At 73.6% G+C, this 14,008-nt stretch carries 10 protein-coding genes; 7 read left to right on the top strand and 3 right to left on the bottom strand.

Annotated elements, in window-relative coordinates:
• Positions 1-46: 46 nt before the first annotated feature.
• Positions 47-460 carry a PH domain-containing protein gene (locus QSK36_RS32830; protein ID WP_285785058.1) on the top strand — a complete coding sequence of 138 codons (414 nt, stop codon included), beginning with the start codon at positions 47-49 and terminating at the stop codon, positions 458-460.
• Positions 461-528: 68 nt separating this feature from the next.
• Positions 529-945, top strand: a complete 417-nt coding sequence (locus tag QSK36_RS32825) for a DUF3592 domain-containing protein (RefSeq protein ID WP_183532742.1) — start codon at positions 529-531, stop codon at positions 943-945.
• Between the two features lie 37 nt (positions 946-982).
• Here QSK36_RS32825 and QSK36_RS32820 read toward each other — a convergent pair whose 3' ends face one another.
• The gene (locus tag QSK36_RS32820; protein WP_285785057.1) at positions 983-3,268 is read right to left on the bottom strand and encodes a glycoside hydrolase family 3 N-terminal domain-containing protein; all 2,286 of its coding nucleotides are present in this window, start codon (positions 3,266-3,268) and stop codon (positions 983-985) included.
• A gap of 193 nt (positions 3,269-3,461) precedes the next feature.
• On the opposite strand from QSK36_RS32820, the gene QSK36_RS32815 reads away from it, so the two are divergent.
• Positions 3,462-4,169 carry an MBL fold metallo-hydrolase gene (locus tag QSK36_RS32815; protein ID WP_285785056.1) on the top strand — a complete coding sequence of 236 codons (708 nt, stop codon included), beginning with the start codon at positions 3,462-3,464 and terminating at the stop codon, positions 4,167-4,169.
• On the opposite strand, the gene QSK36_RS32810 is transcribed toward QSK36_RS32815, so the two are convergent.
• Positions 4,159-4,452, bottom strand: coding sequence for a putative quinol monooxygenase (locus tag QSK36_RS32810; protein ID WP_285785055.1), 294 nt, complete (start codon positions 4,450-4,452; stop codon positions 4,159-4,161). The two genes, QSK36_RS32815 and QSK36_RS32810, sit on opposite strands and share 11 nt — an antisense overlap.
• Positions 4,453-4,642: 190 nt before the next feature.
• Between QSK36_RS32810 and QSK36_RS32805 the strand changes: the two genes are divergently transcribed.
• The 3 genes from QSK36_RS32805 to QSK36_RS32795 all read left to right on the top strand — a co-directional run bounded on the left by QSK36_RS32805 (position 4,643) and on the right by QSK36_RS32795 (position 11,629).
• Positions 4,643-8,989: a glycoside hydrolase family 38 N-terminal domain-containing protein gene (locus QSK36_RS32805; protein ID WP_285785054.1), complete on the top strand. Its 4,347-nt coding sequence runs from the start codon at positions 4,643-4,645 to the stop codon at positions 8,987-8,989.
• Positions 8,986-9,936, top strand: coding sequence for a peptidylprolyl isomerase (locus QSK36_RS32800; protein ID WP_285785053.1), 951 nt, complete (start codon positions 8,986-8,988; stop codon positions 9,934-9,936). The genes QSK36_RS32805 and QSK36_RS32800 overlap by 4 nt, the downstream gene beginning before the upstream one ends.
• Positions 9,937-9,997: 61 nt before the next feature.
• Positions 9,998-11,629, top strand: coding sequence for a WS/DGAT/MGAT family O-acyltransferase (locus QSK36_RS32795; protein WP_285785052.1), 1,632 nt, complete (start codon positions 9,998-10,000; stop codon positions 11,627-11,629).
• 113 nt (positions 11,630-11,742) lie between these two features.
• Here the strand turns inward: QSK36_RS32795 and QSK36_RS32790 are convergent, their stop codons facing one another.
• Positions 11,743-13,182, bottom strand: coding sequence for a serine/threonine-protein kinase (locus QSK36_RS32790; protein ID WP_285785051.1), 1,440 nt, complete (start codon positions 13,180-13,182; stop codon positions 11,743-11,745).
• 144 nt (positions 13,183-13,326) lie between these two features.
• Here QSK36_RS32790 and QSK36_RS32785 point away from each other — a divergent pair, with 144 nt between their 5' ends.
• Positions 13,327-13,938 (top strand): TetR family transcriptional regulator, encoded by a 612-nt coding sequence (locus QSK36_RS32785; protein WP_285785050.1) that lies wholly within the window; start codon positions 13,327-13,329, stop codon positions 13,936-13,938.
• Positions 13,939-14,008 lie beyond the last annotated feature (70 nt).

The following is a 14,008-nucleotide window of genomic DNA, read 5'->3' as shown; positions in this document are numbered from 1 at the left end:
CCGGGAAGGAGCCGCGAGAGGACCTCGCATTCGTTACGCTGCCTCGATGGCGGGAGTTGAGGAGCCGCGGCACGAATGGCGGGTGCCGCGCGGGATCGTTGCGCTGAAGGCCGTCGGCACGATGCTGTGCGGTGTGCTGGCGATCGCCGGCGACGGCGCGCAGCTCTTCCTCGCCGGCGTGGCCACCGTTGGTTTCGGCCTGCTGACCGGCCGCGACCTGGTCGCGCCGGTGCGGCTCGCGGCGGGGGAGGACGGGCTGGTCGTCACCGGGCTCTCCGGCCGGGAACGCATCTCCTGGAACGACGTGGACCGCATCCGGGTGGACTCCCACCGCCGTTACGGCCTGACGACCGAGCTGCTGGAGATCGACGCGGGCGAGCAGATCCACCTGTTCAGCCGTTTCGACCTCGGCGAGCCGGTCGTCGACGTGGCCGAGACGCTCATGCGGATGCGCCCCTGATCCGTACGCGCGTCGCGGTTTGGGAACGGTGCAAGCCGATCGCAAGCGTGGGGTCCTAAGGTCCGATCGTGTCACAAACCGCTCTCATCACACTGATCCTTTCGGGGCTCGGGCTCGTCTTCGGCCTCATCGGCGGCGGCATCACCATGAACGCCCGGGAGTTCCGCCGCCGGGCGCAGCGCAGCCGCGGCCTGGTCGTCGGACTGCGGGCGAGCCGGTCCGACGACGGAACCTCGTACTACCCGACCATTCGTTTCACGACCGTCTACGGCCAGCAGGTCGAGGCCGAGACCACCTACGGGAGCAACCCGCCGCCCGCGCGGCCGGGTGAGGAGGTCACGGTGCTGTACGACCCGGCCAGGCCGACGCGGATCCGCATCGACAGCGCGGCCGGGAGCGGCGCGCTCCTCGGCGGCATCTTCCTCACGGTCGGCATCGTCCTGTTCACCGCGGGGGCGGGGGTGGCGCTGGCCCAGACGTTCTGAGCCCAGACGTTCCGTCCCCGCCCCCACCGGCGCGTGGTCATCCGGTCGTGCAGGCCGTCCCGTTCAGGGTGAACGCGGTGGGGGCGGGGTTGGCGCCGCTGTAGGACCCCTGGAAGCCGAAGCTCGCCGTGCCGCCGCCCGCGCCGATGGTTCCGTTCCAGGTGGCGTTGGACGCGGTGACCTGCCGGCCCGACTGGGTGATCGTCGAGTTCCAGTAGCCGGTGACCTTCTGGTCGCCGGCGTAGGTCCACTGGAGCCGCCAGCCGTTGACCGGGCTCGACGACCTGTTGGTGATCGTCACGTCGGCGGTGAACCCGCTGCCCCAGTCGTTCACCTTGTACGTCACCACGCACCCGCCAGGCAAGGGCGACGGGCTGGCGCTGGGCGAGGGGCTGGGGGACGGAGAAGGCGACGGAGAAGGCGACGGGGACGGGGATGGCGAGGGGGACGCTGAGGGCGATGGGGAGGGGGACGGGCTGGAGCCCGTGTAGGTCAGCCCGAAGCCGTACTCGAACAGCGCCTGCTTGCCGTCCCCGGTGTTGATCGGCTCCTGGTCGGCGCTGCGCGGCCACGTCATCGGCAGCTTCCCGGCCGGTGCGTAGTCGCCGAACAGCACGTCGGCCACGCCGCGCCCCTCGGTGCCCGGCAGCCACGCCGCCACCAGCGCGTTCCACTGGTCGATCTGGCCGGCGATGTCGAGCGGCCGGCCGGAGACGAGCACCACGACCAGCGGCACGCCGGACGCCTTGAGCCGCTGCAGCGTGGCCAGGTCGGTGGAGTCGAGGCCCATCGACCCGGGCCGGTCGCCCTGCCCCTCCGCGTACGGCGTCTCGCCCACGACGGCGATCGCCGCGCGGTAGGAGGAGTCGATGCCGCTGCCGTCGCGGTTGTAGGTGACCTGGGTGCCGGAGCCGACGGCGTCGCGGATGCCCTGCAGGATCGTCGTGCCGGTGGTGGTGTTGCCGGACGAGCCCTGCCAGCTGATCGTCCAGCCGCCGCTCTGGTTGCCGATGTCGTCGGCGCTCTTGCCCGCCACGAAGATCTTGCCGCCGCTCTTCCCGAGCGGGAGCACGTTGCCCGCGTTCTTCAACAGCACCAGCGACTCGCGTACGGCCTCGCGGGCGAGGGCGCGGTGTGCGGCGCCGCCCACGGTGGAGGTGTAGGACCGGTCGGTCAGCGGCCTCTCGAACAGCCCCAGCTCGAACTTCTTGGTCAGGATGCGCCGGTTGGCGTCGTCGATCCGCGACGTCGCGATCCGGCCCGCCTGGACCTCCGACTTCAGCAGTGAGATGAACCTCTTGTAGTCGGTCGGCACCATCACCATGTCGACGCCCGCGTTGATCGCCGTGGTGATCTCGCTGGCCGTGAAGCCGGTCTGGCCGTCGAGCTGGTCGATGCCCGCCCAGTCGGTGACCACGAAGCCGGTGAAGCCCAGCTCGCCCTTCAGCACGTCGGTGATCAGGTACTTGTTGCCGTGCATCTTCACGCCGTTCCAGGAGCTGTAGGACACCATGACGGAGCCCACGCCGCGCTGCACGGCGGCCTTGAACGGCGCGAGGTGGATGGCCCGCAGGTCGGCCTCGCTGAGCTCGGTGTTGCCCTGGTCCTTGCCGCCCGTGGTGCCGCCGTCGCCCACGTAGTGCTTGGCGGTGGCGAGGATGGAGGCGTTCCCGGCCTTCTGGAAGCCGTCCACGATCGTCGTCATCTGCGTGACGAGCTGCGGGTCCTCGCTGAAGGACTCGTACGTGCGGCCCCAGCGGTCGTTGCGGGCCACGCACAGGCAGGGCGCGAAGGTCCAGTCGATCCCGGTGCCCGCCACCTCCTCGGCCGTCGCACGCCCGACTCGCTCCACCAGATCGGGGTCGCGGGTCGCCCCGAGCCCGATGTTGTGCGGGAAGATCGTGGCGCCGACGACGTTGTTGTTCCCGTGCACCGCGTCGATTCCGTAGATCATCGGAATGCCGAGCGGGGCGGACAGCGCCTGCCGCTGGAAGTTGTCGTACATGTCGGCCCAGGACGACGGGGTGTTGGGGGAGGGCGCCGAGCCGCCGCCGGACAGGATCGAGCCCAGCCGGTACGTCGCCACGTCGGAGATCGTCGTCAGGGCCGACCGGTCGGCCTGGGTCATCTGCCCGACCTTGTCGTCAAGCGACATCCTGGACAGCAGGTCGTCCACCCGCGCCGCGACCGGAAGGCTCGGATCCTTGTAGGGGGCGTCAGCCGCCCGCGCGACCCCGCGGCCGGCGATGGAGACGGCGCCCAGCGCCACGGCGAGCAGCGCCACGAGCGCCGGTATCCAGACGGGTCTCAGCCGGGATGTCATCACGTCCTCCTAGGTGGTCCCGCCGACCGTAGGAATCGCCGCGAATTCGGGTCAAACGATGTGACTCCCGGACACTCGCCACCAGCCCTGGGCGAGGAAAGTTTCACGCACGCAACCCGGCTTCCGCTCCTGGCGGATCCGCTACCGGCGAAGATCGCGCCGATGGCCGGCCGGGCGGCCCTAACGTCGCCACATGGATCTGGTCGAACTGCTTCCCAGCCTGTATTTCCTGCGGTTTCCCGTCGGGCACGTCTACCTGTGGCGCGATTCCGACGGGCTGACCCTGATCGACTCCGGGATTCCCGGCTCCGCGCCGCTCATCGCGGACGCCGTCCGTTCGCTCGGGCACTCGCCGTCCGACGTACGGCGCCTGGTGCTGACGCACTTCCACGAGGACCACACCGGCTCGGCCGCCGACATCGCCTCCTGGGGTGACGTCACCGTGTACGCCCACCGCGACGACGCGCGCTTCGTCCGGGGCGAGGCGGCCGGACCTCCGCCGGTCCTGTCCGGATGGGAGCGGGAGCTGTGGGACGCGGTCCACGCGGACATGCCGCACGTGCCCGCGCCGCCCGTGCGCGTGGACCGCGAACTGGGCGACGGCGACACGCTGGACTTCGGCGGCGGGGCGCAGGTGCTGGCCGTGCCCGGTCACACTCCCGGCAGCCTCGCCGTGCACCTGCCCGGGCCGGGCGTGCTGTTCACCGGTGACACCGTCGCCCGCGCCCCCGACGGGCAGGTCATCCTCGGCGTGTTCAACGCCGACCCGGCCGGTGCGGTCGCCTCGCTCGCACGGCAGGCGACTCTCGACGCCGAGATCGCCTGCTTCGGCCACGGCGAGCCCGTCACCGAGGGCGCCTCCGGACTCATCAGGGACGTCGCGGCCCGCCTCACCGGGTGAAGCCGGCCAGCTCCTCGGCGAACTCGATCTGGGGCTCGGCGACGAGCAGCTCTCCGAACCGGGCCACGAAACCCGAGACGTACGGCATCGCGAAGTGGGCCTCACGCGCCGCCTCGTCCACGTACTTCTCGTAGATGACGAACGTGGCGGGGCCCTGTCGATGGAGCACGAAGGCCACGGCTCCCTCCTCGTCCCGGGTGGCGGCGACGATGTCGCGAAGCGTCGCCTCCACCTCGTCCGCGTGTTCGGGCTTGGCCCGCAGGATCGCCACGCACACCGACACCGTCCGGTCTCCTCTCGGGCAGGACCTCTGAGCCGCTGATCATGATCAGCCTAAGGCGCGGCGCGCGGAAGCGGTATCGGAGCGGGACGGCCCGCCGATATCGCAGGGGTGAGGCCGGTGCGGAGGGGGGATGTCTCGACCGTCACCTGTCCCCCAGCGGCCGCCGTGGGAGCCGCAGTTAGGGGTGCGCATGCGCATCACCGCCGTCGAGTCCACCGAGCTGTTCGTCCGCGTGGCCACCGGCGAGGGCCCCCGCCAGGTGGTCCGCGTCGTCCTCGACGAGGTGCCGGACGACGCGTCACCGGTGGTCGAGGTCACCGGCCCCGGGGTGCGGGGCGAGCACACGGCGGACGGGCGGCCTTCCGGCACGGCGCCCGTGGTGGTGGAGGTGCCCGTGGCGGTGCCGGTGGGGGCGGCCGCGCCGGCCGCGGTCCCGGGCGTGCGCGTCCCGATCACCGTGCGGGCCGCCGCCGGCCGGGAGCGGTGCACGGCCGAGGGCGAACTGCTCGTGGCCGAGCCGGGGTGGACGGTCTGGATGATCCCCCACTTCCACTACGACCCGGTCTGGTGGAACACCCAGGCCGCCTACACCGCCACCTGGGACCACGCGGGCGGCCTGGCGCAGGCGAACCGGCAGGAGTTCCAGCACGCGGGATTCGACCTCGTCCGGCTCCACCTCGACACCGCCAGGAGGGAGCCCGAATACAAGTTCGTGCTCGCCGAGGTCGACTACCTCAAGCCGTACTGGAACGCCCACCCCGAGGACCGGGCCTACCTGCGCCGCCTGCTCGCGGAGGGCCGGCTGGAGATCATGGGTGGCACGTACAACGAGCCGAACACCAACCTGACCGGCCCCGAGGCGACGATCCGCAACATCGTCCACGGGATCGGCTTCCAGCGCGACGTGCTCGGCGGCGATCCGGCGACCGCCTGGCAGCTCGACGCGTTCGGGCACGACCCCCAGTTCCCCGGGCTGATCGCCGAGGCGGGGCTGACCTCCAGCTCGTGGGCGCGCGGGCCCTACCACCAATGGGGCCCGATGCTCGACCGAGGCGGCTGGGGCGACCCGTCGGTCATGCAGTTCCCCTCGGAGTTCGAGTGGCTGTCGCCGTCGGGGCGCGGGGTCACGACCCACTACATGCCGGCCCACTACAGCGCCGGGTGGTGGATGGACTCCGCGCCCGCCCTGGAGCAGGCGGAGGCCGCCGTCTACGAACTGTTCACGCTGCTCAAGAAGGTCGCCGCGACCCGCAACGTGCTGCTGCCCGTCGGCACCGACTACACCCCGCCCAACAAGTGGGTCATGGAGATCCAGCGCGACTGGAACCGGCGCTACGTCTCGCCCCGGTTCGTCTGCGGGCTGCCGAGGGAGTTCTTCGCCGCCGTGCGGGACGAGGGCGTCCGCCTGACGCCGCAGACGCGGGACATGAACCCGATCTACACCGGCAAGGACGTGTCGTACATCGACACCAAGCAGGCGCAGCGGCACGCCGAGACGCGGCTCGCCGACGCAGAGAAGTTCGCCGCCGTCGCCGCCGTGACCCTCGGTGCGCCCTATCCGCACGCCGCCCTCGACAAGGCCTGGCGTCAGATCGCGTACGGCGCGCACCACGACGGCATCACCGGATCGGAGTCCGACCAGGTCTACCTCGACCTGATGACGAGCTGGCGGGAGGCGTACGACCTGGGCGGGCGGGTCCTCGACGCGTCGCTGCGCCGCCTCGGCGAGGGGCTGACCGGCGTCGCCGTCTGGAACCCCTCCTCCTGGGCCAGGACCGACCTCGTCCGCGTGCGGCTGACGCTGCCCGAGCCGGGGGCGTACGGCGTCGCGCTCGACCCGCCCATGGGCGGTCTGCTGCTTGAGCATCCCGAGCGGCACCCCGACGGCAGCCTCGCGGCCGTGGACGCGGTCTTCGTCGCCGGCGACGTGCCCGCGCTCGGGTATCGCACGTTCCGGCTGGTGCCCACCGCCGAGCCCGCTCCGATCGGCTGGGCCGTACGTGAGGGGAGCAGGATCGAGAACGCCACGCACGTGGTGGAGGTCGACCCCGAGCGCGGCGGGACGGTGTCGAGCCTCACCGTCGAGGGCCGCGAGCTGCTGCAGCAGGACCGGGTGGGCAACGAACTGCTCGTCTACGACGAGCACCCGGCGCACCCCCGCTTCGGCGAGGGCCCCTGGCACCTGGTGCCGAGCGGCGGGGTGAGCGGCTCGGCCGCTGCCCCCGCGGAGGTCGCCGTCGCCGAGTGCCCGGCGGGCCGGCGGATCATCGTCGGCGGCCGGGTCGGCCCGGTCGTCTACACGCAGGAGATCACGCTCTGGGACGGGCTGCCGCGGGTGGATCTCACCACCCACGTGGACGAGTTCCACGGCTCCGACGTGCTGCTCCGGCTGCGCTGGCCGGTGCGGGTGCCGGGGGCGCTGCCGGTCAGCGAGGTCGCCGGCGCCGTCGTCGGCCGCGGGTTCGGCCTGATCGACGTGGACTCCGCGGAGCATCCGTGGACGCTGGACAACCCCGCGCACAACTGGTTCGCGCTGTCGTCCACGGCCCGCGTCGCATTGCGCTCGCCCGCCGGACTCCCCCTCGGCGCGCGGGCCGTCGGCGTCGCCGAGATCATCGCGCCGCCGGACGCGGCCGCCGGCGACCTGAGAGACCTCGCCGTGGCGCTCGTACGGCAGGGCGTGACCTCGACGTGCTCCACCGGGCCCGGCCCCCGGTACGGCAACCTCGCCGTCGACTCCAACCTGCCCGACGTGCGCATCGCGGTCGGCACGCCCGAGGAGAACCCGTTCGTCGCGGCGCTGCTGGACGACGCGGAGGCCGCGGAGCTGCGCGCGCGTCTCGACGCCGAGGGCCGGGCCCGCCTGTGGGTGCCCGCGGACGAGCCGCTGGAGAAGGTCTGGGTGCCGGGCGCGGATCTCACCGGCCCCCGCGACCTTCCGGTGCTCGTGGTCTGCGGCGAGGGCGCGGTCGAGGAGCTGGTCGCGGACCTCGCCGACGCGGCCGTGGAGGTGGTGACGGACGCCGAGCCGGCGGACGCCGTCCTCGACGACTACACGATCGGACTGGTGAACCGGGGCATCCCGGGCTTCGCGGTCGACCCGTCCGGGGCGCTGCACGTGTCGCTGATGCGGTCGTGCACCGGCTGGCCGTCCGGCGTGTGGATCGACCCGCCGCGCCGCACCGCGCCCGACGGCTCCGGCTTCCAGCTCCAGCATTGGACCCACTCGTTCGAGTGCTCGCTGGTGGCCGCCCCGGGCGACTGGCGCGCGGCCGATCTCGTACGGCTCGGCCACGACGTCAACCACCCGCTGGCGGCGACCGTGGGGCGGGACGGGCCGGCGGGCGAGTCGCGGTCGTTCCTGGAGACCGGGCCCGGCCTGGTCCTCACCGCGCTCAAGGCGGCCGGGAACCCGATCGCCTCGGGCCGGACGCCCGGTCCGGTGACCGCGCTGACCGCCCGCGTCCACGAGGCCGGCGGCCGGACCGTCCCGCTGTCGGTCGCCACGACGTTGCCCCTGGGACTGTGGCGGCGGGCCGACCTCCTGGAGAACGCCACCGGGGACGCCCCCGTCACGCTCGACGGCATGGAGATCGTCACGCTGGTCGCTCCGCTCCGTCCCGGGCCGCCCGTGGACGTGGTGGGGGAGCGGGCGGCCGGTCCCTGGGCGGGCGTCGCGGCGGTGGACGGCGAGGCGGCTGACGGCGAGGCGGCGGACGGCGAGGCGGCGGACGGTGCGGGGACGGGCGGCGCGGGGACGGGTGGCAGGGTGGCGGCCTGCGGGACCGTGCCGGAGGTGCCGGAGACCGAGCCGCACCAGCCGGTTCACACGCGCTACTGGCTCGGCAACACCGGGCCCGCGCCGATGGGAGACCTGCCGGTCGCCGTGCACCTGTCCCCGCCGGACCTGGACGTCGCGGGGCCGGTGGAGCTGACCCTGACCATCGCCTCCAGCCTCACGGAGGACCGGGCGGAGGGTGTGGTCACACTCACTGCCCCCCACGGCTGGTCGGTGGCGCCCGCCGTCCGGCCGTACGTGCTGCCTCCGGGAGGCCACGCCACCGTGCCGGTGCGGCTCACGCCGCCCCCCGGCGCCGAGAGCGGCCTCTACCTGCTCACCGCGCGCACCGAGTTCGGCGGCCAGGCGTACGAGGACGTGACCCGGCTGCACGTGTTCCGGCCGGGGGAGGGCGGACGGCGGTCGCCGGGGCTGGAGGTGACGCTGGATGGTCTCGGCCACCCGCCACACCTGCGGCTGACGCCCGGCGGCCGGGCGGAGGTCGTGGTCCGGCTGCGTTCCGAGGCACGGTCGCCGGTCGCCGCGCAGGCGCAGCTCGTCAGCCCGTGGCAGACGTTCGAGATGTTCCCCGAGTGGAACAGCGGGGCCGTCGTGCCGCCCGAGGGTGAGGCGGAGGTGCGCTTCCCGGTACGCGTGCCGCCGGGCGCTCGCCCGGGCCGCTGGTGGGCGCTCGTGAAGATCGCCTGCGCCGGGTGGCTGCACTACACCGACACGATCGAGGTCGAGGTCGAGCCGTGAGCGGCCCGGACGCTCCCCTGACCGGCGGCGCCGCGCCGGAGGCACGCGGAGAGGGCGGCGGGTGGCGCTCGGCCGGCCGCCCACGCCCGGGTCCGTCTGCCGTGCGGGCCGCGGCGACGGCGGGGGATCGGGTGATCACGGTCGCCGAGGTGGACCGGCGGCTACGCCTGCTGCGCAGCGGCCCGCTCGCGGCGCGGCTGCCGCGCCCGGAGACCGCCGAGGGCCGCAACCTGCGCCGCTGGCTGGTGCAGGTCATGGTGGCCGAGGCGCTGGCCGAGCAGGAGGCGGCCCGCCTCGGCCTGCCTGCCGGGCACTCGCCGCTGGGAGACCCTGTGCCGCTGGGAGACCCTGTGCCGCTGGGAGACCCTGTGCCGCTGGGAGACCCTGCGCCGCCGGGAAGTCCTCCGCCGGCCGGGCGTGCGGCTCCATCCGGACCCGAGGCGGTGCTCACCCTGGCGGGCGCGCTCCGGACGGGCGGCGTCGCGGCCGCCGTCCTGGTGACGACGCCGGCCGCCAGGGCGGTGTGCCGGGCGCTCGCCGCGGGCTGCGAGCCGTCCGAGGACGAGGTGCGCGACTACTACCGGCGCAACCTCGACCGGTTCACCACCCCGGAGACGCGCTGGGTCCGTCCGTTCGGGCCGGTCCGGCGCGGGCAGCTCGCCGGGCCGATCGAGGACGCGGTCTTCGCCGCCCGCGAAGGTGAGACGGTCGGGCCCGTGGAAGGCCCCGGCGGCCCCTGGACCCTGGTGGTCGAGCGGATCGAGGCGGCGCGGCGGGAGCCGTACGCGGCCGTGCGGGAGCGGATCCGCGCGGAGCTGGCGAAGGAGAACGGGGAGCGGGCCTTCGCCCGGTGGCTCGACGCACGGCACGCCGACTCGGTCGTGCTCACGCCGGGGCACGAGCATCCGGCCGACCCGGCCCAGCCCGACGCCGACCACCGGCACTGACCTGGGAAACACCCGGTTCCCGGGCGGTCCGACCCCGGAGTTTCGGGGCACGTGAGTAGGCATGGCAGAGCAAGTCAGCGCCTTCGACGCGCAGTTCCTCAACTTCGAGACGGGCACAAACCTCGCCCACATCGCGGCGCTCACGATTCTCGACCCCTCCGGCAGGCCCGGCGGCGCGCTGACCCGCGAGGACCTGATCGGGCTGCTCAAGCGGCGGCTCCATCTCGCACCGCCGCTGCGCAGGCGGCTGGTCGAGGTGCCCTTCGGGCTCGACCACCCCTACTGGGCGGAGGACCGCGAGGTCGACTTCGACTACCACGTACGGGACCTGGCGCTGCCTCCCCCCGGCGACGACCACAAGCTCGCCGAGCAGGTCGCCCGGCTGCACGGGGCACGGCTCGACCGGGGACGGCCGTTGTGGGAGATCTACCTGATCCACGGCCTGGCCGGGGGCCGGGTGGCGATCTACACGAAGGTCCACCACGCCGCCGTCGACGGCGTCACCGGGGCCGAGGTGCTGGCCGCCCTGATGGACTTCGAGCCCGAGCCGGCCGCCGTTCCCGCCCCGGAGACCGCGGCCGAGCCGCAGCGGGCCCCCGACGCGGTGGAGATGGTGATCAGGGGCGTGGCTCGGGTGCTGGACAACCCGTTCGCCCTGCTGCGTTTCATCGCCGAGGCGGTGCCGCGGCTGGACGAGGTGCCGTTCGTGGCCCAGCTCCCGGGGGTGGGGGTGGTCTCGCGGTTCGTCCGCGGCATCGGCGGGGGAGACGCCGAGGCCCTGCCCGAGCTGCCCCGCATGGTGGTGCCGCGCACGCCGTTCTCCGGGCCGATCTCGCGGCACCGCCGGTTCGCCTTCGGCCAGCTGCCCCTGGACGAGGTCAAGCGGATCAAGAACGCCTTCGGCGTCACCGTGAACGACGTCGTCATGGCGATGTGCGCCACGGCGCTGCGGCGCTGGCTGGCCAAGCGCGACGAGCTGCCCCGTCAGCCGCTCGTCGCCGGGATCCCGGTCTCCACCCGTGGACAGGCCGCCAACGGCTCGGTCGCCAACGAGGTCATGCTGACCATGACCACCCTGCCGACGGACGTGCCCGACCCGCGCGACCGGCTGCTGTCGGTGAACCGCTCGATGGGCCTGCTCAAGGAACGGCTCGCCGCGGCGCCGGCGGCCTGGCTCCTGGAGTTCAGCCAGGCGATGCCGGCCGCGCTGAGCGCGCTGGCGGCGAGGTCCGCCTTCAGGATCGCCTCGCGTGCGGCTCCCGCCATGAACCTGCTGGTCTCCAACGTGCCGGGACCCCAGACGCCGCTCTACGTGTGCGGAGCGCGGGTCACCGCGCTCTACCCGATGTCGGTGATCACGGACGTCAGCGGGGGGATCAACATCACGGTGTTCTCCTACGACGGCAGGCTCGGCTTCGGAATCGTCACCGACCGCGACATGGTGCCCGACGTGTGGGACCTCATCGACTACCTGCGCGACTCGCTGGCCGAGTACGGCGCTCTGGCGGCCCCGTCCGAGCAGGGCATGGCGGAGCCGGGAAAGCCTGGGAAGACCGCGAAGCCGCGAAGGACGGCGAAAGCGGGCGCGGGGGCGGCGCGTGGCGCGCGGGCGGCCGGCGGGCCGCGGAAGGAGCAGGGCGTGGAGCCGAAGCCGAGGCGGACGCGCAAGCCTCCGGAGTCGCCGCCCGCCTGATGGGTGCTACCGGGTCGGTCTGCAGGCAACTCGCACACCTGGTAGCCGCCGGTGAGTGAGCACTCCGGCCGCCTGGGCCTCCTCGCCTGCAACCGGCCACCCGCAGGCGGTGGTCAGGAGAAGGCGCCCGTGGGGTCCGGTCCGGTGCGGTCAGCACCGAGGCCGGACGTGGAGCCGGGGACCGCGGGCGGCCGTGTCCCCCGGTCGCCTTCTCCCAGCGTCAGCGCCGCGATCCCGGCCGTGAGCAGCAGGGCGAAGACGGCGGCGATCACGGCGAACACGATCGACTGCCGGGACATGCCGGTGCGCGGCGGGAGTGGCTGAGCGGACCCTTGCCGAGGGCTCTGCGGCCGGTGCCCGCTTGGCCGGTGCCCGCTTGGCCGGTGCCCGGGTGGCCGATGACCGGATGGCCGGTGCCCGCCTGGTCTGGGGCCGGGCGCCGCGTTCGGCGCGGTCGCCGCGCGGCGCAGGTCCTGTCCGCTCGCGGGAACGCCTCCGGCCGGGCCGGTGAGCGAGTGCCCCGGCGCGGCGGGAACGCGGGTCTCGGCAGGCCGCCGCTCCCCGGGGTGCGGTCCGGTCGCCGCGGCGGGCCAGGAGGGGGGCGGAACGGGTCCGGAGGGGGACGGAACGGGTCCGGAGGGGGACGGGGCGCCCCACCCCGGGACGCCGCCTCGGTCCCCGGACGCGGCGGGATGCGGGTGATCCCCCGAGGCGGAGCCGTCCGGCGTCAGGGCGGCGAGCGCGTCCCGCAGCCCGGCGGCCGTCGGGATCCGCTGGGCCGGATCGGTCTCCATGCCGTGGCGCAGGACGGCGGTGAGCGCGGCGGGCACGCCGGGGATGTCGGAGATCGGCAGCCGGTGCAGCGCCATGATGGCCGCGATGTTCACCACGCCGCTGTCCGGGAATCGCGGCGGCCTGCCCTGGAGCAGGGCGTACAACGTGGCCGCGAGCGCGTACACGTCCCCGGCGGCCGTGGGCTCGGTGAGGTCGAACGCCTCCGGCGGCGCGTAGGCGGGCGTGAGCGACTCGCGCGTGACCGACATCTCGCCCCGCGCCGCGCCGCCCTGCCCCGGCATCGTGGCCAGCCCGAAGTCCGACAGGGCGACCATGCCGTACGAGTTGACCAGGATGTTGGCGGGCTTGACGTCGCGGTGGAGGACACCCACGGCGTGGGCGGCGGCCAGCGCGTCGGCGATCTTGATGCCGATGTCGCGCACCTCGCGGGGGCCGAGCGGGCCGGCGTCGCGCAGGCGGTCGGCCAGCGACCCGTTCGGGCACAGCTCCAGCACCATGTACGGCCGGCCGTCGGGCAGCACGCCCGCGTCGTAGACGTCGGCCACGTGCGGGTGGCCGGACAGGGCGCCGGCGGACGTCACCTCGCGCATGAACCTGCGCCGGTCGCGGTCGGAGACGAGCACGCGGTTGTCGACCTTGAGCGCGACCTCGCGGCCCACCGCGAGCTGCCTGGCCCGGTACACGACCCCGAAGCCCCCCTGGCCCAGGATCCCGAGCACCTCGTAGCCCGGCACCAGCGGTCCGCCCGCCTCGCCCACCCCGCACCTCCAGAGGACCCGGCGGAACCGTGACACCACAAAAAATCGGACCAGAAAACCCGCGTCCGGCACATTACCGGAGTGATCGCCCATAGGGCCCGGTCTTGATCCAGGAGACGCGGAATCGGCACCTATGCTGTGCTCATGACGGGGCTCACGACGGGTGGCGCGGCGGGAGGCACCACGACGGGCGGCCGGAGCCCGGAGCGGCGCAGGGACCTGCTCGACGCGGCCGACCGGGTGATCCGCAGAGAGGGCCCGCAGGCGTCGATGGCCGCGATCGCGGCGGAGGCGGGGATCACCAAGCCGATCCTCTACCGCCACTTCGGCGACAAGAGCGGCCTGTACCAGGCGCTCGCGGAACGCCACACGCGCGTCGTGATCGACCTGCTGCGCCCGGAGTTCGCCAGGGCCATGGCCGACCCCCGGGTCCGCGCCCGGGGCGCCATCGAGGCCTACCTTGAGACCATCTCGGCCAACCCCAACCTCTACCGCTTCCTGTTCCACCGGGCCAGCGCCGAGGACAGCCGCACCCGCACGCAGATGGCCGCCATCGTGCGCAGCGTCGGCGAGGAACTGGGCGCGGCGCTCGCGGAGGAGGGCGTCGCCGACCCGGTGCGCGCCCGGGTGCTCGGCCACGCGTTCGTCGGCATGGTGCAGGCGATCGGCGACTGGTGGCTGGAGAACCCCGGGCTCGACCGCGACACGGTGGTGGACAGCCTTGCCGACGTGATCGCCGGGGCGCTCACGTCCTGACGTCGCCTTCTCCCGTCAGCCCAAATCAGGTCAGATAACGCCCAAATCCGTTTAAGGGCCCCATCGTGGC

Origin of the sequence: Microbispora sp. NBRC 16548 (assembly GCF_030268985.1) — a bacterium.
GTDB classification, from domain to species: domain Bacteria; phylum Actinomycetota; class Actinomycetes; order Streptosporangiales; family Streptosporangiaceae; genus Microbispora; species Microbispora catharanthi.
Note: the sequence above shows the minus strand (reverse complement) of the source record. Positions and strands in the feature narration are given on the sequence as shown.

Coding starts and splice junctions, on each gene's coding strand:
- QSK36_RS32820 (WP_285785057.1), bottom strand. CDS start 3,268: ATGACATCCCGGCTGAGACCCGTCTGGATACCGGCGCTCGTGGCGCTG.
- QSK36_RS32795 (WP_285785052.1), top strand. CDS start 9,998: ATGGCAGAGCAAGTCAGCGCCTTCGACGCGCAGTTCCTCAACTTCGAG.
- QSK36_RS32805 (WP_285785054.1), top strand. CDS start 4,643: ATGCGCATCACCGCCGTCGAGTCCACCGAGCTGTTCGTCCGCGTGGCC.
- QSK36_RS32785 (WP_285785050.1), top strand. CDS start 13,327: ATGACGGGGCTCACGACGGGTGGCGCGGCGGGAGGCACCACGACGGGC.
- QSK36_RS32830 (WP_285785058.1), top strand. CDS start 47: ATGGCGGGAGTTGAGGAGCCGCGGCACGAATGGCGGGTGCCGCGCGGG.
- QSK36_RS32815 (WP_285785056.1), top strand. CDS start 3,462: ATGGATCTGGTCGAACTGCTTCCCAGCCTGTATTTCCTGCGGTTTCCC.